Genomic DNA, 19811 nt, shown 5'->3' with positions numbered 1-19811 from the left:
ACAATGCCGATTAACAAGACGACTGACACCCATCCGACCCTTTCGGTCGCCGCCAGCGCGCTCAGGGCGCAGCAGGCGCGCATGCGCATTATCGCGGAAAACATCGCCAATGCCGACTCGCTGGCCAAGACCCCCGGCGGTGACCCTTATCGCAACCAGATTCCGGTGTTTGAAGCGACCAAGATAGACGGCGCCATGGGCGTCAAGCTGGCGGCTGTGCGGCCCGATGAGACGCCGTTTGAGGAGGAGTACGACCCCAGCCACCCGGCCGCCGACGCCAATGGCTATGTCAAACGGCCCAATGTCAAAAGTCTGATTCAGAGCATGGATATGCGCGACGCGCAGCGGGCCTATGAGGCGAATCTCAATGTCATCGAGACGACTCGCTCTATGGAGCAGAAGACGCTCGATATCCTGAAGCGTTAGAGGCTCGATAAATGAACCCCATGCTTGTCGCCAAGGCCTACGGGGCCGTTCAGAAACAGGTCTCCGGCCTGCACGAAGAGGGTTCGCGCACGCACGATGTGGGGGCGGCTTTTTCCAAGGTCCTGAACGGGGCCATGGAACAGACGATGAAATCGACCCAGAACGCCGAGTCGCAGATGATCGCGCATTCGCAGGGCAAGGCTGAGTTGATCGACGCGGTGACCGCTGTGGCCACCGCTGAGGCGTCGCTGGAAAGCGTCATCGCTATCCGCGATCAGGTCATCAGCGCCTATCAGGAAATCCTGAGAATGCCGATCTGATCAATTGTTGAAAACGCTGTTGAAGCTGCCGATGTCCGTTTCAACAGATGCTTTAGATATTTTGCCGCAATCATCAGCAACCACGGTTTCGTAAGAATTTGCTTCGATTGTTTTGAATATTTTTATTGCACATTTCGGATCGTTTTGTTGTTCGTTCAGTACGATCTTGTTCAGTGTAACCCGATCGGGACCATTGTTAAAAAAGGTGATGATCTGTTCGTATTTGTCATTGCTGTAATTCAAACGTGTTCCGACCGTTAGCGTGGTGTTAGCGATTAGATAGTCGGGAGATTCTTCGACATTCCCCAAATTTGTGATCGCCTGAACATGCGTAAAGTTTCCGCAACTGGGAACGCTGACTTTTTCCTTAGCCTGTGGCGGAATTTTTTTGAATATTTTGATGTCGCAATCGCTATCGTTTTCAACCCTGTTAACGACAAGGCGCTGCAGTTCGATAGGGCGCGTGTCCTTGTTTTCTATAGTGATACTGTCTTTGGTGTACCAGAAATACAAGGCTGGCGCGGGCGGGGCGCTGGCTTCAGCCGCAGGCGCTTCGGCGACAGGGTCTTCTTCCGAGGTGGTTGGGGCATTACATGAGGCCAGAAACGAGCTGAACGCGCAGCAAAGCAAAAGCTGAAAACGCATAGATATCCCCCGAAAGTCTCCGAATACATCGCAAGATAGCAGTTTGTTTGCTTATGGCAATCTGGAAAGGAATGGCCGTGCCACGCTTAATGAAAAATTAACCACACTCCCGGCAAAATGTGCCCAGCGGGTCGGTGGGGTCCGTGGCTTTAAGTGTAGGGCGATTTTCATGACCGGTACGGAAGTTCTCAGCGTCGGACGCGACGCCATCTGGCTGACCATTCAGCTCTGTGCCCCGGTTCTGATCGTCGGTCTCATCGTCGGTGTGGTGATCGGCCTGTTTCAGGCCCTGACCCAGATTCAGGAACAGACCCTGATCTACGCCCCCAAGATCATCGCGGTCTTCGTGACCCTGCTGCTCGTCCTGCCGCTGATGGGGGCGCTGTTGTCCGGCTTCATGAAGGAAATCGCTACCAAGATCGCGGGCATCTGACGCGCTGTCTGAGCGGCAAGAATCGCGTCATAGGTGGCGGTTATGATCCCCGTTACGCCCGCTCCGGATTTCCCGACCGAAGTCACCTCCTTCTTCGGTACGTCGCAGGTGGTGTTTACCGCCATGCTGATCTTTGTGCGCGTGGGGTCGGTGGCGGTCCTCATTCCGGGGCTGGGGGATCAGGCCGTGCCGCCGCGTATGCGTCTGTCCTTTGCCTTTGTCTTCACCCTGATGCTGGTGCCGGTGGTGCAGTCGCAAATGCCCGCCTTGCCACCCAAGCTGGGGGCCATGGCCGGGCTTATCCTCCATGAGGCGGTGATTGGCCTGATGCTGGGGATGTTGATGCGCACTTTTTTGGGGGCACTGGCCATTGCGGGCGAGGTGGTGTCGCTGCAAACCACCCTGTCCTTTGCCCAAACCGCCAATCCGGCGCAGGCCCAGCCCTCAACCTCGATCGGCACCTTTCTGGCCATGCTGGGGCTGGTGCTGATCTATGCCACCAATCTGCACCACCTGTTCATCGCCGGAATGCGGGACTCCTACTGGGTGTTTCCGCCGATGCGCCCGGTCATGGTGGGTGACGCGACGCAACTGATGATCCGCACGGTGGGCGATACCTTCATGCTGGCCATCCAGATGACGACGCCTATCCTGGTCTTCGGCCTGATTATCAATGTCGCCGCCGGTTTTATCGGCCGCATCATGCCGGCCTTTCCCATCTTCTTCGCGGTCACCCCGGTCAGCGTTCTGCTGGGGCTGGCCATCTTCGCCCTCAGTCTGGGCGGCACCGGTCTGGTCTTCCTTCAGCACTATGAGGAATTCCTGCGCCTATTTGTAAGAGGTGCTTAGGTGGCAGACGAAGGCGAAGACAAGACAGAAGAGGCCTCGGCCCGAAAACTCGAAGAGGCGCGAAAGAAAGGCGACGTTGCCAAATCCGCCGACGTCCCTCAGGCCCTGTCGCTGATCGCGGCGTGCGCCTTGGTCATGCTCTATGGCGACAAGATAGCCCTGTCGCTGACCGAGACGTTGCGCGTATTCGTCGCTGCGCCACACCTGTTGCGCGACTCGCTGATGGGGGATGGCGGTCTGACCATCGCCAACCACCTGATGGGGCAGGTCCTGCCGATCATCGCCCTGATCCTGCTGGTGGCCGGTGCCGCCGGGGCCATAGGCAGTCTGGCCCAGACCGGCCTTATGTTCAGCACCGAAAAGCTCAAGCCCGACTTTTCCAAGCTCAACCCCATGGCGGGCTTCAAGCGCCTGTTTGGTGTTGATGCCCTGATCCAGTTCGCCAAGACGGTGATCAAGCTGATCGCCGTGGGCGTGATTACCTGGATGATCCTCAAGGGGCGGGCGGTCGATGTGGCGGGGCTGGCTGGTGCGTCGCCGCTGATGGTCCTGCCCTATGCCAAGGAGGTGTTTTTCTCACTGGCGGTGGCGGTGTGCCTGTTCATGGCGCTGGAAGGTGGGGCCGATTACTTCATCCAGAAGTTCCGCTTCTCTCAGCGCATGAAGATGACCAAGACCGAGGTCAAGGACGAATACAAGCAGACCGAAGGCGACCCGCACGTCAAGGGCCGTCTGAAGCAGATCCGCATGGAAAAGTCGCGCCAGCGCATGATGGCCAATGTCCCCAAGGCGACGGTGGTGATCACCAACCCGACCCACTACGCCGTGGCCCTACGCTATGATGAGGAAACGCCCGCGCCGCTGTGCGTGGCCAAGGGGGTGGATACACTGGCCTTGAAAATCCGCGAGGTGGCGGGCGAACACGACATCGCTATTGTCGAAGACCCGCCGCTGGCGCGCGCGCTTTATGCCGCCATTGACGTCGATGAGATCATCCCCGAAACGCATTTTCAGGCCGTGGCCAAGATCATCTCCTTCGTCATGGTGCGCAAGCGACGGGGGTTTTAGAGTGAAATGACTTTGAGTGGAGTCGCCATTTCGCTCTAAATTTTTGTTTTGTCGCGATGTTTTTTCGAAAAACCGCTCACACTTTTCCGCACATCGCTCCGGAGCGAAATCCGGGCAGGATTCGCAAATTAGGTTAAACTCCAGCGATTCGTTTTGGTGAGAGGTTTTCGCCTTGTCTTCGTCGCCCGCCCAAACATCGGCTCATACGCCCGCTGCTGTGCCCAAAAACCTGCTGGAGCGGTTGCGCGACTTTGCGTCGCCTCTGGCCCTGACGGTGGTGGGGATCATCGTGGTCTGCGCCTGTGCCGCCTTCTGGTTCATCGCGGGGGAATTGCCGGTAGGCGTCGTTTTGACCATCCTCGTCATCGTGATGGGGGCGGTGGTGTCGGTGGCGCTGTTCGCCTTCGGGCACGACGACGAAGCGGACGCTCAGGGACCGGGCGTTACGGCTCTGGTCGAGGCGCTGGCCGAACCGGCGGCGATCGCCAGTTTTGACGGACGTCTGAGCGCCACCAACCCCGCCTGGCGCGACGCGGGCGGCAATGAGAAGCGCCTGCCCGCCGGAGACGGCAGCGCGGCGCTGTTCGTCGCCATGCGCGAAGCCCGTGCGCAGGGCCATAGCCGCGCGCTGGTGCGACTGGGCAGCTTTGATTTTGAAATGCTGTTGTCGCGTCTGGGTGATGAGCGCGTGCTGGTGCGTGCGGCCTCGCAAGGCGTGCTGGGGACCGGGCTTCTGCTCAATCATGAACTGCCGGTTGCCGAGGGCATAGACACAGCGGAAGAGGCGGAAGCCATTGTGGTGCAACCCTCTGTCGCTCCGGCGTTTGACGGGTCGGATGCGCCTTTTGGTCAGGCCTTGCTGGAAGGCGACACCCTGCTGACGGCGAAAATTACCCGCGTCAATCCGGTGTTTACGCGCCTGATGGGCGGCTCGGTGGCGGATTTGACCGGCAAGGTGTGGGGTGACCTGATCGACGCCGCCTCGCGCGAAGAGGCGCAGGCCAAGCTCGATGCCAAAAAGACCGCTTTTGAGGTCAAGCTGCTGTCGAACAAAGACTTGCCGCTTCAGGTGCGTCTGGCCCACACGCCGGGCGGCTTCATGCTCTATCTGTTCGACATCAGCGAGCAGAAGCAACTGGAGCAGTCTCTGGCGCAGGTGCAGAAGATGCAGGCCATCGGGCAGTTCGCCGGCGGCGTGGCGCACGATCTCAATAACCTTTTGACCGGGCTCAAGCTGCGCGTCGAAGACCTGCTGCACAACCACCCACTGGGCGACCCCTCCTATGGCGGGCTGAACGAAATCCGGCAGATTTCGACGCGCGCCGAGGATCTGGTGCGCAAGCTGCTGGCCTTTTCGCGCAAGCAGACGGTCAAGCGCGTCACGCTGAATCTGGGCGAACTGATCTCCGAATCCGAGGTGCTGCTGCGCCGTCTGATGCGTGAGGATGTGAAGCTCGAAACCGAATATGGCCGTGACCTGCCCGACATCCACGCCGACAAGGGCCAGATGGAGATGGCGGTGATGAACCTGGTCGTCAATGCGCGCGATGCGGTGCACGCCTCCGGTGGCGGGCGCGTCAAAATCCGGTCGGCGGCGCTCACTCAGGCCGAGGCCGTAGCGCAGGGCTGGGCCGAGGCGCCGGCGCAGGGCGCGGCCCTGATCGAGGTGTCGGACAATGGCCCCGGCATCCCCCCAGAGATCATGACCAAGGTGTTCGAGCCGTTTTTCACCACCAAGCCGCTGGGCGAGGGGACGGGTCTGGGGCTGGCGACCGTCTATGGTATCGTCAACCAGGCCGATGGCCATATCGCCATCGCCTCAGTCGTGGCACCCGCTGAGGGGCATGGGGCGACCTTCAAAATCTTCCTGCCGATCAAGGTGCACGTGGCAAAGCCTGACGCCCCGAAGGTCGAAGCGGCACCAGCGTCTCCGCCCAAGGTCACGCCGAAGGACATGTCCGGTGCCGGGCGCATCCTGTTTGTCGAAGATGAAGAAATCGTGCGCGGTATTGCCGCCCGCCTGCTGCGTCAGCGCGGCTATGAGGTGACCGAGGCGTCGGACGGTGAAGAGGCGCTCGACATCATCCAGAGCGGCGACAAGTTTGACCTGCTGATTTCCGACGTTATCATGCCGGGGCTGGACGGGCCGTCCATGCTCAAAAAGGCGCGTCCCTTCCTTGGCAATGTGCCGGTGATGTTCATTTCGGGCTATGCCGAGGCCGAATTCTCGGACCTTCTGGAAGACGAGGTGGGCGTGTCCTTCCTGCCCAAGCCGCTGGATATCAAGACGCTGGCCGAACGGGTCAAGGCGCAACTGGCGGCGTGAGTTTGGCGCTGATAAGACCCATGAAGCGCCCTTCTGTTTTACACCTCCCTGCACACCGTGCGGGGAGGGGGACCACCTCCAGAGGACATGGTGGTGGGGTGTTCTGAGTTACGCGGTTCGCGTGCGCATCGGGATAAGGTGGCTAACCACCCCACCCGTCGGCTGCGCCGACACCCTCCCCGCCAGCGGGGAGGTGTAAGGAAAGAAAAGGGGCCGACTCACAAGCGCTCACTAACGGGTGCAGGGGCCGTGCCCCTGCTTACTCTCCGACCGCCGGGTCGTAGGTTTTGATCAGTTCCAGCGATTCCAGCAGGATGGCGCGCATGGCGTGCAGGGCCCCGTCGGCATCGCCCTTTTCAATGGCGATCAGCACGGCTTCGTGCGCCGGGATGGAGGCGGTGTGGCCGGAAATCTTGTTGGTGACGCCGATCGACAGGCGCAGCGCCGTATTGATCAGTTCGCGGAGCTGCCAGAAGAAGGGGTTGCCCGACGCGCGCAGGATGGCGACGTGGAATTCGATATCGGCGGCAAGCGCCTGATCGTGTTCGGCGGCGTGGTCGCGCATACCGTTCAGGCCGTCGCGTATGGCCTTGATGTCCTTGCGGTCGGCGTGCTGGGCGGCCAGGGCGGCGGCGACCGGCTCAATAGCCAGACGCACCTCGGTAAATTCGCGGTAGATGGTGTTGGAAAAGGGGCGCTCCATCAGCCAGCGGGTGACATCCGGATCGAGCAGGTTCCAGCGGCTGACCGGTTCGACCTTGGTGCCCTGACGCGGGCGCGCGCTCAAGAGGCCCTTGGCCGTCAGCATCTTCACCGCCTCACGCGCGACGGTGCGGCTGGCTGAAAACTGCTGGCACAGTTCCGCCTCGGTCGGAAAACCGCTACCGTCATAATGGCCGGAAACAATGGATTGGCCGAGGGTTTCCAGAAGTCCGTAGGTGAGACTGACGCCGTGCTGCGTACGCATATTAGAGCGCTTTCCGAAACGTGTGACGCACTTTTCGGGCAAAAAAGCGCGTTAAACCAAAAATTTAGAGCGTCGATTCGAATTCATCTGAACGAAACACGCTCTAAGCTGCCTGTAGGCATGTCTGAGTCTTGTTATAAGATGAGTAATCACCGATCTTTCCGCCGCTTGTCCAGCTTAAATGACAAATATGCGGCCGGCTTGACCGTCACTCCTGCAAAGACATGTGAAAACGATTGAATATGATAGCGTTATCATTTTTGCCCTTGCGCGGTGAATCAAGCATGATTAAGACAATTGTATAATAAAAAATGCTGCCTTTTTGAGAGTGGCATACGTAACGAGGGAACAGTGCCGGGCAGGCGCACCGCTGGAAAGGCGGGCGACTGTTATCCCTCAACCGAACGTCAGACGTGGACCGTGTGTCCGTCCATAAGGGCTGGTGCGTCGCATCGGTCAGTCAGGGGAGCCGTGCATGAGTTTGAGATTACCGCGCCGTTTGTTGATGTCGGTCGCCGTGTTCGGTGCCGCTATATGTCTTGTACCTGTCACGGAGGCGCGAGCGCAAAACAAGCCGCTGCCGCAGGTGGTCAAAAAGAACGGCAAGGCGGCGCTGATGGTCGATGGCGCGCCCTACCTCATTTTGGGGGCGCAGGCCAATAATTCATCCAACTACGTGGCGCAACTGCCCAAGGTGTGGCCGGCGATCAAGGAGATCCAGGCCAACACGCTGGAAATTCCGGTGGCCTGGGAGCAGATCGAACCGAAGGAAGGCCAGTTCGACTTCTCCTACGTCGATGAGCTGGTGAAGCAGGCGCGTCAGAACAATGTGCGTCTGGTGCTGTTGTGGTTCGGGACGTGGAAAAACACCTCGCCCAACTATACGCCGGACTGGGTGAAGCTCGATAACAAGCGCTTCCCGCGGATCACCAAAAAAGACGGGACCCTGTCCTATTGCCTGTCGCCGATGGAGCGCACGACGCTGGAGGCCGACAAGAAGGCCTTTGTCGCCCTGATGACGCACCTGAAAAAGATCGACGGCGACCAGCACACGGTCATCATGATCCAGCCGCAGAACGAGTCCGGCACCTATGGCAGCGTGCGCGACTATTCGCCCAAGGCGGAAAAGGTCTTCAAAGGAGCGGTGCCGCCGGCCCTGCTCAAAAAGAAGGGGCTCAGCAAGGGTGGCACGTGGAGCGAGGTATTCGGAAAACACGCCGACGAATATTTCCACGCCTGGCATATCGCCAGCTATATCAATGAGATCGCGGCCGCCGGTCGCGCCGTCTATGACCTGCCCATGTACGTCAATGCGGCGCTGCGTGAGCCACTGATCGAGGTGGGGCCGGAGACCTATTCGTCGGGCGGGCCGACCCACAATGTCATCGACATCTATCAGGCGGCGGCCCCGGCCATCGATATCATCGCGCCCGATATCTATAAGCGCGACTCGGCCAATTACGAGGCGGTGCTGAACCTCTACACGAAGTTCGAGAATCCGCTGTTTGTGCCGGAAACGGGCTCTGATACCGAGTTTGCCCGCTATATTTTCAGTGTCTTCGGCCGCGGCGGCATCGGCTTTGCGCCGTTTGGCATCGACTATACGGGCTATACCAACTACCCGCTGGGCGGCAAGGACATCTCGCCCGAAGGCCTGAAACCGTTTCGGGAAAAGTACGCCCTGTTTGCGCCGATGATGCGCGACTGGGCGAAGATCGCCTATGAAAACCCCGTCTGGGGCGTCGCCGAGGCCGATGACCGCAAGCCGCAAAAGATCGACCTTGGCGGTAAGTGGACGCTCGACGTGCTCTATGGCGAGTGGCAGTTCGGTCTGACCGAATGGACGTGGCTGGGCAAGATCGATCCGGTGCCGGGGCGTGAAAAGCCCAATGGCGGCGTGGTCGTGGCGCAGTTGTCCGAAGACGAATTTCTGGTCACCGGCGTCCACGCCCGGCTGAATTTCGGGCTGGGCCCAAAGAACAAAGGCAAGAACCTGATCTTCCGTTCGGTCGAGCAGGGGCACTTTGAAAACGGCCAGTGGGTTGTCGATTTCGTGTGGAATGGCGACCAGACCGACTACGGCCTGAACCTGACCGGCCAGCCGGCCGTGCTCAAGGTCAAGCTGGCCACCTATTGATAATGAACTTCCTCTCTCTCGCTCATACAGAGAGAGGGCCGGGGTGAGGGGACGCACAGGCCGTCCTGCATGCCCCCCTCATCCGGTGCTGACGCGCCACCTTCTCCCTCAAGGGAGAAGAGATATTCGGGAGAAGACAGATGAAACCCTATATCTACGCCTCGACGCTGGCCGTCGCCCTGATGGCCTCCACGGCGCTGGCCGGGACCTATAGCCGCACCGATACCGGTATTGTGGTCAAGCCGGATACCGGCACGGCGAAGGAAATCCGCCTCAATGTCATCAGCGACTCGATCATTCAGGTGGTCGGCGTCGATGATCCGGCGCGCGAACAACTGCCGTCTCTGATGGCCATCGCCAAGCCGGAAGGCAAGTTCACCGTGTCCGACGGCAAGGGTACTGTTACTCTTAAGGCCGCTGCCGCCTCGGCGCAGGTGGACCTGACGACTGGCCGCCTGACCTTCTTCAACGCCAAGGGCCAGCCGGTGCTGAAAGAAGTCAAGAGCGCCATCACCCCGGTAACGGTCGAGGGTAAGCCCTATGTGGCCACCAGCGCCCAGTTCAACCCCGGCACGACCGAGGCCTTCTACGGTCTGGGGCAGCATCAGAACGCCCAGATGAACCTTAATGGCGAAGACATCGAGTTGCGCCAGCACAATATGGATATCGGCATCCCCTTCGTGGTGTCGGACAAGAATTATGGCGTGCTGTGGGACAACAATTCGGTCACGCGCTTTGGCAATCCGGTGCGCTTCGGTCTGGCCAGCCGCGATCTGAAACTGACGGCGCTCGATGGTTCCAAGGGCCTGACCGCCAAATACTATGTCGATGACAAGCTGATCCTGACGCGCGTTGAGCCTGACATCCGCTATCAGTTCCTGAGCGATGTCGATAAGTACTGGCCGACCGATCCGGCGCTGAGCAAGGCCGCGACGACGGGCAAAACCGTCAAGGTCGTCTGGGAAGGCTCGGCCACCTCGGACTCGCCGGGCGTGCACAAGATGCGCCTGTTTGCCTCGGACTATGTGACGATGAAGGTCGATGGCAAGACGATCTTCGATCATGGCATCTGGCGTATGGGCTGGAACGCCTGGTACAACAATTTCGAGCAGACCTTCGCCAAAAACAAGCCGGTCAAGTTCCAGGTCGAGTGGCTGCCGGCGGGCGGCCTGATCTCGCTGCACCATTCCAACCCGGAACCGGCGGCGGACAAGCACTCGCTGCGCTTCACGTCTGAGGCGGGCACGGGTCTGACCTATTACTTCATCTCCGCCGACAGCCTTGAAGGCGTCATTTCCGGCTATCACACCGTCACCGGCAAGCCGCCGATGATGCCGAAATGGGCCTATGGCTTCTGGCAGTCGCGTCAGCGCTATGAGACGCAGGATCAGCTTCTGGGGGTGCTCAAAACCTATCGCGACAACAGGTGGCCGATCGACAATATCGTGCAGGACTGGTTTTACTGGCCCGAAGACCAGTGGGGTAGCCACAAGTTCGATCCCGTGCGCTTCCCCGACCCGCAAAAGCTGGTCGATGAGGTGCACAAGCAGAACGCCCGCATCATGATCTCGATCTGGGGCAAGTTCTATCCCAATACCGACAATTATAAGGAGCTGGACGCCAAGGGCTATATGTGGCGCCGCAATGTCGAACTGGGTGCCAAGGACTGGGTGGGGCCGGGCTATCTCAACAGCCACTATTCGCCCTATAATCAGGAAGCGCGCGACATCTACTACCGTCAGATGAAGGAAGGTCTGGCCAAGTACGGCTTTGACGCCTGGTGGATGGACAATACCGAGCCGGACGTGCGCTCCAACACCAGCCCGGAGGAGTTTGCCGAGCTGATCACCCCGACCCAGATGGGGCCGGGCGCGCTGGTCCACAATGCCTATTCGACCATGAGTTCTCAGGCCGTCTATGAGGGCCTCAAAGCCGATCAGCCGGACAAGCGTCAGTTCATCCTGACCCGTTCGGGCTTTGCCGGCGTGCAGCGTAACGCCGCCGCCCTCTGGTCGGGTGATGTCGTCGGCACCTGGGACAATCTGTACGATCAGATTTCGGCGGGCGTGCAGACCGGCTTCTCCGGCGTGCCCAACTGGACGCACGATATCGGTGGCTATGCGCAGGAAACGCGCTTTCAGGGCAAGGATGTCGGGGCGCTTCAGGAAAACCGCGCCGCCGGTGGCACGGGTACGGCTGAGGACCTGAAAGAATGGCGTGAGTTGAACCAGCGCTGGTGGCAGTTCGGGGCCTTCTCGCCGCTGTTCCGCTCGCACGGCGAAGGGGTGAAGCGCGAAATCCACGAAATCTCGCCGCCGGGTTCGCCCATGCGCGCCAATATGGTGTGGTTCCTTGAGCTGCGGTACCGCCTGATGCCGTACATCTATTCGGCGGCCGCGGACGCCCATTATGAGTCGGCCCCGATCATGCGCGGCTTTGCGCTCAACTTTCCGACAGATGCCAGGGGGAAGGACGTCAAGGACGCCTATATGTTCGGTAAGTCGATCCTCGTTGCGCCGGTCACCAAGTATCAGGCCACCTCACGCAGCGTCTATTTCCCGGCGGGAGCCAGTTGGTATAACGCCTATACCGGTGAGACGGTGAAGGGCGGTCAGACGCAGACCGTCGCGGCGCCGCTTGATCAGTTGCCGCTGTTCGTCAGGGCGGGGGCGATCCTGCCGATGGGCCCGGTCATGCAGTATGTCGATGAAAAGCCGGACGCCCCGCTGACGATCAATGTCTATACGGGTGCCGATGGCCGCTACAGCCTCTATGAGGACGATGGCGTGTCGAATGGCTATGAGAAGGGCAAGTTCACCCGTATCCCGTTCAGCTATAATGACAAGACCGGCGAACTGACCATCGGGGCGCGCACGGGCCAGTACGACAAGATGGTGGCGGCGCGGACCTTCAAGGTGCGCTTCCTGAAGGCGGGCGACAAGACGACCGACTTCGACGCTCCGGCCATCAGCGTCGCCTATTCGGGCAATGCGGTGAAGGTGAAGCGGCCTTAGGTCACCATTCCTTATACCTCCCCGGCTTGCCGGGGAGGACCGCTGCCGCAGGGCGCGGTGGTGGAACCTGAAACGCGGCTGATCAGCCGCTAAGCCCCTCGGTCACCGCGCTTCGCGGGGTGCCACCTCTACCGGCACGCCGGGGGCGTAAGATGGCAGAGGCTGTCCCACACTGAAGACATCGGGCGTCTGTTTGGGACCGGGGCGGTATTTGACGCCCTTGAGCCAGATTTTCAGCGCTTCCCAGTGGATGCCCCACACGACCTTTAAGGTCATCAACGGCATGGTCAGGAAGTATTTCATCAGTACCCGGTCATTCAGCGCTTCGCGTTGGGCGTTGAAGCTCGCCACCAGCATCTTTTCGCGGCCTTCGGGGCGGACCTGCTCCAGCAGGATGCGCAGGCCAAAACGCGCTTCCGGCGGCGTCAGGTCGAAGCTGTAGGCCATGTCCATATCCATGAACGGCGAGACGTGCAGCCGCTTGTCCGCCGCCTGATGCAGCCGCCCCTTGTCCTGCACCGGCAGGACGTAGCAATGGCGATCGCCGAAGGTGTTGTTGACCTGATAGACCACGGCGCGCAGGTCGCCATCGGCTTTTTCGACGAAATAGAGGCTGATCGGGTTGAAGACGAAGCCCAGAACGCGCGGCATGGCCAGCAGGAACAGCCGGTCGCCCGCCTCATAAAGGCCCTGTGGCGTCAGAAAGGCAATGATCCGTTCACGCAGCGGCGTGGCCGTGTCGCCCCGAACCGGACCGTGATCGCGTTCGTAAAAGCCCAGTAGATTAAAACGGTTGAGGCCGAGCGTCTTTAAGGGTTTGAGGCTCTGGTCGAGGTGGTCGAGATCGAACAGGATCTGAAACACCGAATATTCCAGATGGTGCACCTTGGGCGCAAAGCGGTGATGCATGACGGGGCCGGCATAGAGGGCCGGGCGCATCATTCCGCCGCCTCCAGCAGAGCGCGGGCCGGTTGCCAGAAGATGCGCGAGCGGCTCCAGTCGAAGGCCCACGGGCGCGAAACGCCACTGATGGCCTCGGCAACCGCCAGACCCGATTGCAGGCCGTCTTCGTGGAAGCCCGCGCCGAAATAGGCGCCGCAGAACCAGGTGCGGTTGACGCCCTGCAAGTCTCCCAGTTGCGTCTGGGCGGCGATGGCGGCCTGATCGAACAGGGGGTGGTCGAACATCATGCGCTTGATCACCTTATCTTCGGCAATCGGCGTGACGGGGTTGAGCGTCACGAACACGTCCCGACCCGGCAGGTTTTGCAGCAGGTTCATCCAGTAGGTGACGCACAGCATACGCCCCGCCGTCATCTCATCCTTGCGGCCGATATAGTTCCAACTGGCCCAGGCGTGGCGGCGGCGCGGCATCAGGCTGGCGTCGGTGTGCATCACCACCTCGTTGTCGGTGTAGCGGAAGGCCGAAAGGACTTCACGCTCGTGCGGTGTGGCATTGTCCCCCAATATGCGCAGCGTGTCGTGCGCGTGGGTGGCGAACACCACCTCGTCAAAATGATGACGCTCGCCGTGCGTATCGGTCAGGGTGACGCCCTCGGCGTGGCGTTCAGCCTTCGCGATGCCACAGTGATTGCGGATGCGGTTTCTGAACGGGGCGATCAGGCGCTCCACATAGGCTTGCGAGCCGCCGGTGACCGTTCGCCACTGGATACGTTCGGCCAGATTGAGCTTCAGCAGGCCATGGTTTTCAAAGAAATTCATGAAGGCGCGGAACGGATAGTCCATGACCTCGGCGGCGGAGGTGGACCAGATGGCGGCGGCCTGCGGCACCAGATGGTCCTCGATAAAGGCCCGCGAATAGCGCCGGCTGATCAGATACTGCCCCAGGGTCAGGGTCTCATCCTGACGCGCCTTGTGATCGAGCGGGGCGGTCTTGTAGAAGCGTACTAGGTCCCACATCAGGCGCAGGAAGCGCGGCCGCACCACATTGCCCCATTGCGCCAGAAGCCCGGCCAGAGACACCGAGGCGTATTCCAGCCGGCCCTTGTCGATAGAGACGCCGAACGACATGTCCGAAGACTGATGCGGCGCGCCGATATAGTCGAGCAGAGCCGTCAGATTGGGGTAGCAGGGCGTGTTGAAGACGATAAAGCCCATATCGACCCACAGAGGGGTCTCGGCACTACCGATATTGACGCTGTGGCTGTGGCCGCCGGGGCGGTCTTCCTTTTCAAACACCGTGATGTCGGCGTGCGGATGGAGGTGCCAGGCGGCGGATAAGCCGGAAATCCCTGTGCCCACAATGGCGATACGGGGGCGGCGGGAAGCGTCCGGGGTGGCGCGGCTGGCGTCGTACATTCTTTATGTCCTTGCTTATATAAAGACGCTTACGCCGGGAGTCGGGCGCTGGATCAGCCTATCTGATTTTCCGGAAATGACATGCTTTATAATATCAACGGCCAAAGAGGCTGACCGCCTCCGGCCGAAACGCCTCTCAAAAAGTCATTTTCAAATAGCCTGTGGCGGAAATCCAAACCTGTGGCGGCGTCGTAGAAACCTCATGACCACAGCTAAGTCCACATCGACTCTTTACGGGCGGCCTCAAATGTCCTTTGACCGCGACGATTTAATCGGGTCTTCTACGCGGATGATCGTCGCAGAGACTGGCCTGAGCCGGGGAGGGCGTCCCGTGGGTGTGCCCGAAGCCCTGATTTTACGTATCGCCGAAGGGCGTGACCGTGCGGCCTATGCGCAATTGTTCAGTCAATACGCGCCCAAACTCAAGGCCTTCATGATGGGTCGCGGCCTGACCGCCATCGAAGCCGAAGACCTGGCGCAGGACGCTTTGCTCAATGTGTGGCGCAAGGCTTCTTATTTCGACCCGTCCAAGGCGTCGGCGACGACGTGGATCTATTCCATCGCGCGCAACCTGCATATCGACGGCTTGCGCAAGCAAAAGCGGGCACAAACCCTGCCGGAAGATTTGTGGGCCCCGGAACCGGAACAGGCCCCGGATACGCACCTGATCGGGGTGCAGGATGCCAAGACGATTGGCGTCCTGATGCAGACCCTGTCGCCGGAGCAGCGCGAAGTGGTGCGGCTGTCGTTTTTTGAAGACCTGTCGCATGGCGACATTGCTCAGGCCCTGTCCATTCCTCTGGGGACCGTGAAATCACGTCTTCGGCTGGCGCTTCTGCGGCTGCGGGCGGCCTTTGAAACCCGTGCTGAGAGTAAAAGCGCCAAGATCGAGAGTAAAAGCGTATGACTGCCATTAATCACCACCTCGATGAGGTTATCCTGCTCGACTATCACCGTGGCCGTCTGAACGCCGGTCAGTCCCTGCTGGTCGAAACGCATCTGGAAATGTGCCCGCATTGCCGCACGTCGCTGCGCCTGTTCGACGCCATCGGTGCCTCCATGCTCGAAGACATCGTGCCGGTCGATATGGCCGACGACGCGCTGGAGCTGGCGCTGGCGCGTATCGAGCGCCCCGAAGAGGCCCCTGAGCCGCGAGTGGCACCCGAACTGCCCGCCTATCTCAAAGGTATCGACCTGCCGGAATCCGTGCGCGCGGCGGCCTTCAAGCCGCGCTACTGGGGCGCGCCGGGCGTGTGGATGGCGCATCTTGACGCGCCCAAGGACGGGCGCGGTCTGACCTATCTGATGCACGTCAAGGGCGGGATGCAGATGCCGGTCCACGACCATCAGGGGCTGGAGATGACTCTGGTTCTGACCGGCTGTTTCAGCGACGATCGCGGGGCCTATCATCCCGGCGATTGCGTGTCGTGCGACGAAGGCGATCATCATTCGCCCCTGATCGCGGCGGACGATTGCCTGTGCCTGATCGCGGCGAACGCGCCCATAGCGCCAAAGACGCTTCTGGGTAAACTGTTGCAGCCTTTCGCGCGTATCTGATCCGACCCCCCAATGCTGAAGGTGAGGCATGAAGATGTTTCTGAGCGCGCTCGTCCTGACCCTGATCGCCTTTGCGGTGATTGACACCGTGTGGCTGACCCTCACCGCCGGTCCGTTGTATAAGCCGTTGATGGGCGATCTGATGGCCACGCGCATCAATATGGCGGCGGCAGTGGCCTTCTATCTGCTTTACGGCTTGGGGGTGACGTGGTTTGTGACCTTCCCGGCCCTGTCGGGACAGTTGCCGTTGCATGGCCTGCCCGCCGGCTGGTCACTGACGATCAGTGCGGCGCTGTTGGGGCTGATGGCCTATGGCACCTATAATTTGACGGCGATGGCCGTAATCCGCGACTGGTCCCTCAAACTGGTGGTGATCGACATGATCTGGGGGGCGGTGCTGACGACCGTCGCGTCACATCTGGTCGTGTTTGCCGGGCGGCTGCTCAAGATATAGATTTTTTGCAGCGCGCTTTTTCATTATACTAAAAAACTCAGACGGAGGCGGCCCTATGTCCAGCACCTCGACATCCCTTGGACCCCATTTCGTAGCCAAAAGCGCCGATTTGCATGTGGTGCCCAAGGCCCTGCGGCAGCCGTTGAAGACGCTGCGCCACAACTGGCACCGCGGCAATCTCGACATCATCCTGCCGAACGGCACGCCGTTTGAAATCCGTGGCCGCGAGCCCGGCCCGCACGGCGTGCTAAAGGTCAATGATTTCCGCTTTCTGCGTCGCGTCCTGTCGGCCGGTGATGTCGGGTTTGCCGATGGTTACGTCGCCGGGGAGTGGGACACACCCGACCTGCCGGATCTGCTCGAAGTCTTCACGCTGAATATCGATCGCCTGACGCGCTTCTTTATCGGCAATCCGTTCATGCAGATGATGAGCCGTCTGCTGCACAGCTTCAATCGCAACACCAAGGAAGGGTCGCGGCGCAACATCTTTGCCCACTATGATCTGGGCAATGCCTTCTATTCCGAGTGGCTGGACGCCACCATGACCTATTCGTCCGCCCTGTTCAAAGGCACCGAAGACCTTGAGCGCGCGCAAACAGCGAAGTATGCGGCGCTGGCGCGGCTGGTCGATCTCAAGCCGGGGCAGCACGTGCTGGAAATCGGCTGCGGCTGGGGCGGCTTTGCCGAATACGCGGCGAAAATGGGCGCCAGGGCCACCTGCCTGACCATTTCGCCGTCACAGCACGACTATGCGGTTGAACGTATGCAGCGGCTGGGCCTGTCTGATCAGGTCGAAATCAAACTGCTCGACTACCGCGATGTGACGGGCCAATACGACGCCATCGTCTCCATCGAGATGTTTGAGGCGGTGGGGATGGAATACTGGGACACCTATTTCCGCAAGGTGTCGGACTGCCTCAAGCCGGGTGGCAAGGCGGCGTTGCAAATCATTACGATCCGCGACGAGCTGTTCGAAGATTACCGTCAGCGCCCGGACTTCATCCAGCGCTATATCTTCCCCGGCGGTATGTTGCCGTCGCCGTCGAAGCTACGCAGCCACAGCGGCAAGGCCGGTCTGTCGGTGCTGTCGGATCAGTCGTTCGGCCATGACTACGCCCGCACGCTCAATATGTGGGCGCGTCGCTTCGATGCCGCGTGGGCTGAGGGGCGCATCAGCGGCTTCGATGAAGCCTTCCGCAAGATGTGGTTGTTTTATCTGGCCTATTGCGAGGCGGGTTTCCGCACTGAGCGCACCGACGTTGTGCATTTCGCGCTTCAGAAGGCCTGACACACCTGTCACGGTGGCGTCCCCCTGCGCCCGCCAGCGCCTGTGCAGGGCGAATTTAATCACTTGTCTCCCCCCATGCGGCGGGCTACCAAACCTCTCATTGAAACGGAGCCGGAATCGTTTGCGATTCCTGTTATACCCAGTGTCATTGAAAATGACTCTGGGTTGGTATTAGAGAGGCAACGCTTTGGCCAAGGGCGGCACAGCGCAGACACGAAACGGGGCGATTACCCTCGTGCGGCACGGTGAACCGGCCCTGTCGCGGCGCGTCAAGCTGACGGCGGCGGGCTATCGCGACTGGTGGGGGCGCTATACGCTGGCCGGTCTGCTCGAAGGTCAGATTCCGCCGCCGCAACTGGTCAAATGGGCCGAGCAAGCGGGCTTTGTCTATTCCTCGACCCTGCAACGCTCCATCGAAACGGCGCGCGCGGTGTGCAGGGGCAAGCCGTTTGAATCGCTCGATTTGTTTATCGAAGCGCCGCTGCCGCCGCCCAATTTCCCGACCTTCCTGACCTTTTCTCCCAAATACTGGGGCGGGATTTCGCGCTTCTGGTGGTGGGCGTTCAACCACCACGCAGGCGAGGAAACGCGCAAACAGGCCGAGGCCCGCGCCGCGCAAGCCGCGCGCCTGCTGCACGACAAGGCCCAGACCGGCGAAGACGTGCTGCTTCTGGCGCACGGCTATTTCAACTGGATGATTTCGCTCGAATTGGGAAAATTAGGCTATAGCCAAACCTGCGAGCAGGGGTTTAAGTACTGGGGCTGCCGCCGCTATGAGCGACGCGCCTGAGCCGCCCTTGCTCAACGCCGCCCCCCTCCGTAACCTGATTGCGTAACGAAAGGCCCATCATGACCGAACCTGCCGAGACCCTGTCCTTCGAAGAGGCGCTGGCCCAGCTTGAGCGCATCGTGGCAGAGCTTGAGTCCGGTCAGGCCCCGCTGGAGAAGTCTCTCGAACTCTATAAACGCGGCGCGGCTTTGAAGGCCCTGTGCGAAGACCGCCTTGAGGCCGCCCGCCTTCAGGTCGAAAAAATCACCCTGTCCAAGACCGGTCAGGTCGAAGGCACGGCCCCGGCGGAGTTCAACTGAGGTGATGCCGGTCGCCGCCAATTCCGACCTGCCGCCGCTGCATGAACGGATGCAGGAGACCGCCGATCTGGTGACGATGGCGCTCGATGAGCTTTTGCCGCGCGCCGAAGGGTTTGAATCGCGCCTGACCGAGGCCATGCGCTACGCGGCTCTGGGGCCGGGCAAACGTCTGCGGCCATTTTTTGCGCTCGAAACCGGGCGTCTGTTCGATGCCGATGCGCAGGCCGTGCTGCGGGCGGCGTGCGCGCTGGAATGTATCCACGCCTATTCGCTGGTCCACGACGACCTGCCGTGCATGGATGACGACGATATCCGCCGCGGGCAACTGACCGTGCACCGCGCCTATGATGAGGCGACGGCCGTGCTGGCCGGGGATGCGCTTCAGACCGTGGCCTTTGAGATTCTGGCCTCCGAAGACACCCACGAAGACCCGCGCGTGCGGGTGGAACTGATCTCGCGGCTGGCTCTGGCGTCGGGCGCGCAGGGCATGGCCGGCGGTCAGATGATCGACCTGATCGGCGTGTCAGACGATCTGGGCGGTGTGGCGCGGATGCAGCGTATGAAGACCGGCGCGCTGATCGTTCATGCCTTTGAAATTCCTATCATTATTGCCGACGCACCTGAGAAGGAGGCCAATGCCCTGATCCATTTCGCGCAGGATCTGGGGCTGGCCTATCAGATTGCCGACGATCTTTTGGATGTCGAAGGCGATCCGGACCTGTTGGGCAAGGCGGCGGGTGGCAAGGACGCGGCCAAGGGCAAGACCAATTTCGTTACGCTGCTGGGGCTGGATGAGGCCAAGGCGCGGGTGCGGCTCCTGTCCGAACAGTGCAAGGCGCGACTGGATATTTTCGGGACCGATGCCGACATCCTGCGCGACAGCGTGGATTTTGTGCTGAAACGACAGAGCTAATCGCAAC

Annotated in this window: 19 protein-coding genes; 15 read left to right on the top strand and 4 right to left on the bottom strand. The window is 60.5% G+C overall.

Translation table 11 applies throughout. The features are described from left to right. Positions 1–3 precede the first annotated feature (3 nt). Both flgC and EM6_RS03925 read left to right on the top strand, forming a co-directional pair. Positions 4–426: a flagellar basal body rod protein FlgC gene (gene flgC / locus EM6_RS03930; RefSeq protein WP_126420419.1), complete on the top strand. Its 423-nt coding sequence runs from the start codon at positions 4–6 to the stop codon at positions 424–426. Positions 427–437: 11 nt separating this feature from the next. Then, entirely contained in the window at positions 438–746 is a 309-nt protein-coding gene (locus tag EM6_RS03925; protein ID WP_126420418.1) for a flagellar hook-basal body complex protein FliE, read from the top strand. Here the strand turns inward: EM6_RS03925 and EM6_RS03920 are convergent, their stop codons facing one another. Then, the gene (locus tag EM6_RS03920) at positions 747–1391 is read right to left on the bottom strand and encodes a hypothetical protein (protein ID WP_126420417.1); all 645 of its coding nucleotides are present in this window, start codon (positions 1389–1391) and stop codon (positions 747–749) included. Positions 1392–1560: 169 nt separating this feature from the next. Between EM6_RS03920 and fliQ the strand changes: the two genes are divergently transcribed. From fliQ to cckA, 4 genes are all read left to right on the top strand, one after another. Continuing rightward, entirely contained in the window at positions 1561–1824 is a 264-nt protein-coding gene (gene fliQ, locus EM6_RS03915; protein ID WP_107870319.1) for a flagellar biosynthesis protein FliQ, read from the top strand. 42 nt (positions 1825–1866) lie between these two features. After that, positions 1867–2673 (top strand): flagellar biosynthetic protein FliR, encoded by an 807-nt coding sequence (fliR, locus tag EM6_RS03910; protein WP_126420416.1) that lies wholly within the window; start codon positions 1867–1869, stop codon positions 2671–2673. Continuing rightward, the gene (flhB, locus tag EM6_RS03905; RefSeq protein ID WP_126420415.1) at positions 2674–3741 is read left to right on the top strand and encodes a flagellar biosynthesis protein FlhB; all 1068 of its coding nucleotides are present in this window, start codon (positions 2674–2676) and stop codon (positions 3739–3741) included. It abuts the gene before it with no gap. A 172-nt stretch (positions 3742–3913) separates the two neighbouring features. Further along, a complete protein-coding gene (gene cckA / locus EM6_RS03900) occupies positions 3914–6067 on the top strand; it encodes a cell cycle histidine kinase CckA (protein ID WP_126420414.1) in 2154 nt (717 codons plus the stop codon). 259 nt (positions 6068–6326) lie between these two features. On the opposite strand, the gene EM6_RS03895 is transcribed toward cckA, so the two are convergent. Continuing rightward, entirely contained in the window at positions 6327–7034 is a 708-nt protein-coding gene (locus EM6_RS03895; protein ID WP_126420413.1) for a FadR/GntR family transcriptional regulator, read from the bottom strand. 475 nt (positions 7035–7509) lie between these two features. Here EM6_RS03895 and EM6_RS03890 point away from each other — a divergent pair, with 475 nt between their 5' ends. Next, on the top strand, positions 7510–9171 hold the full coding sequence (locus tag EM6_RS03890) for a DUF5597 domain-containing protein (RefSeq protein ID WP_126420412.1): 1662 nt from the start codon (positions 7510–7512) through the stop codon (positions 9169–9171). A gap of 140 nt (positions 9172–9311) precedes the next feature. Beyond that, the gene (locus EM6_RS03885; RefSeq protein WP_126420411.1) at positions 9312–12185 is read left to right on the top strand and encodes a TIM-barrel domain-containing protein; all 2874 of its coding nucleotides are present in this window, start codon (positions 9312–9314) and stop codon (positions 12183–12185) included. 102 nt (positions 12186–12287) lie between these two features. Here EM6_RS03885 and EM6_RS03880 read toward each other — a convergent pair whose 3' ends face one another. Then, on the bottom strand, positions 12288–13127 hold the full coding sequence (locus EM6_RS03880; RefSeq protein WP_126420410.1) for a DUF1365 domain-containing protein: 840 nt from the start codon (positions 13125–13127) through the stop codon (positions 12288–12290). Then, the gene (locus EM6_RS03875) at positions 13124–14503 is read right to left on the bottom strand and encodes an NAD(P)/FAD-dependent oxidoreductase (RefSeq protein ID WP_126420409.1); all 1380 of its coding nucleotides are present in this window, start codon (positions 14501–14503) and stop codon (positions 13124–13126) included. The genes EM6_RS03880 and EM6_RS03875 overlap by 4 nt, the downstream gene beginning before the upstream one ends. Positions 14504–14750: 247 nt before the next feature. Here EM6_RS03875 and EM6_RS03870 point away from each other — a divergent pair, with 247 nt between their 5' ends. The 7 genes from EM6_RS03870 (at position 14751) to EM6_RS03840 (ending at position 19804) form a co-directional block, all read left to right on the top strand. Then, positions 14751–15410, top strand: coding sequence for a sigma-70 family RNA polymerase sigma factor (locus tag EM6_RS03870; protein WP_126420408.1), 660 nt, complete (start codon positions 14751–14753; stop codon positions 15408–15410). After that, positions 15407–16060 carry a ChrR family anti-sigma-E factor gene (locus EM6_RS03865; protein WP_126420407.1) on the top strand — a complete coding sequence of 218 codons (654 nt, stop codon included), beginning with the start codon at positions 15407–15409 and terminating at the stop codon, positions 16058–16060. Before EM6_RS03870 ends, EM6_RS03865 begins: the two co-directional genes overlap by 4 nt. Before the next feature lie 28 nt (positions 16061–16088). Further along, on the top strand, positions 16089–16514 hold the full coding sequence (locus EM6_RS03860) for a DUF2177 family protein (protein ID WP_126420406.1): 426 nt from the start codon (positions 16089–16091) through the stop codon (positions 16512–16514). Between the two features lie 55 nt (positions 16515–16569). After that, positions 16570–17802, top strand: coding sequence for an SAM-dependent methyltransferase (locus tag EM6_RS03855; RefSeq protein ID WP_126420405.1), 1233 nt, complete (start codon positions 16570–16572; stop codon positions 17800–17802). A gap of 187 nt (positions 17803–17989) precedes the next feature. After that, on the top strand, positions 17990–18592 hold the full coding sequence (locus EM6_RS03850) for a histidine phosphatase family protein (protein WP_126420404.1): 603 nt from the start codon (positions 17990–17992) through the stop codon (positions 18590–18592). Between the two features lie 59 nt (positions 18593–18651). Next, on the top strand, positions 18652–18891 hold the full coding sequence (locus EM6_RS03845) for an exodeoxyribonuclease VII small subunit (protein WP_126420403.1): 240 nt from the start codon (positions 18652–18654) through the stop codon (positions 18889–18891). Positions 18892–18895: 4 nt separating this feature from the next. After that, positions 18896–19804, top strand: a complete 909-nt coding sequence (locus EM6_RS03840) for a polyprenyl synthetase family protein (RefSeq protein ID WP_172961221.1) — start codon at positions 18896–18898, stop codon at positions 19802–19804. The last annotated feature ends 7 nt before the right edge of the window (positions 19805–19811 follow it).

Origin of the sequence: Asticcacaulis excentricus (assembly GCF_003966695.1) — a bacterium.
Lineage (GTDB): Bacteria > Pseudomonadota > Alphaproteobacteria > Caulobacterales > Caulobacteraceae > Asticcacaulis > Asticcacaulis excentricus_A.
The sequence above is the reverse complement of the archived record's forward strand: the minus strand, read 5'-3'. Positions and strand labels throughout refer to the sequence as shown.

Coding starts and splice junctions, on each gene's coding strand:
- EM6_RS03840 (WP_172961221.1), top strand. CDS start 18,896: ATGCCGGTCGCCGCCAATTCCGACCTGCCGCCGCTGCATGAACGGATG.
- EM6_RS03865 (WP_126420407.1), top strand. CDS start 15,407: ATGACTGCCATTAATCACCACCTCGATGAGGTTATCCTGCTCGACTAT.
- EM6_RS03895 (WP_126420413.1), bottom strand. CDS start 7,034: ATGCGTACGCAGCACGGCGTCAGTCTCACCTACGGACTTCTGGAAACC.
- fliQ (WP_107870319.1), top strand. CDS start 1,561: ATGACCGGTACGGAAGTTCTCAGCGTCGGACGCGACGCCATCTGGCTG.
- EM6_RS03875 (WP_126420409.1), bottom strand. CDS start 14,503: ATGTACGACGCCAGCCGCGCCACCCCGGACGCTTCCCGCCGCCCCCGT.
- EM6_RS03885 (WP_126420411.1), top strand. CDS start 9,312: ATGAAACCCTATATCTACGCCTCGACGCTGGCCGTCGCCCTGATGGCC.
- EM6_RS03925 (WP_126420418.1), top strand. CDS start 438: ATGAACCCCATGCTTGTCGCCAAGGCCTACGGGGCCGTTCAGAAACAG.
- EM6_RS03845 (WP_126420403.1), top strand. CDS start 18,652: ATGACCGAACCTGCCGAGACCCTGTCCTTCGAAGAGGCGCTGGCCCAG.
- EM6_RS03880 (WP_126420410.1), bottom strand. CDS start 13,127: ATGATGCGCCCGGCCCTCTATGCCGGCCCCGTCATGCATCACCGCTTT.
- EM6_RS03870 (WP_126420408.1), top strand. CDS start 14,751: ATGTCCTTTGACCGCGACGATTTAATCGGGTCTTCTACGCGGATGATC.
- EM6_RS03890 (WP_126420412.1), top strand. CDS start 7,510: ATGAGTTTGAGATTACCGCGCCGTTTGTTGATGTCGGTCGCCGTGTTC.
- EM6_RS03855 (WP_126420405.1), top strand. CDS start 16,570: ATGTCCAGCACCTCGACATCCCTTGGACCCCATTTCGTAGCCAAAAGC.
- EM6_RS03860 (WP_126420406.1), top strand. CDS start 16,089: ATGAAGATGTTTCTGAGCGCGCTCGTCCTGACCCTGATCGCCTTTGCG.
- fliR (WP_126420416.1), top strand. CDS start 1,867: ATGATCCCCGTTACGCCCGCTCCGGATTTCCCGACCGAAGTCACCTCC.
- flgC (WP_126420419.1), top strand. CDS start 4: ATGCCGATTAACAAGACGACTGACACCCATCCGACCCTTTCGGTCGCC.
- EM6_RS03920 (WP_126420417.1), bottom strand. CDS start 1,391: ATGCGTTTTCAGCTTTTGCTTTGCTGCGCGTTCAGCTCGTTTCTGGCC.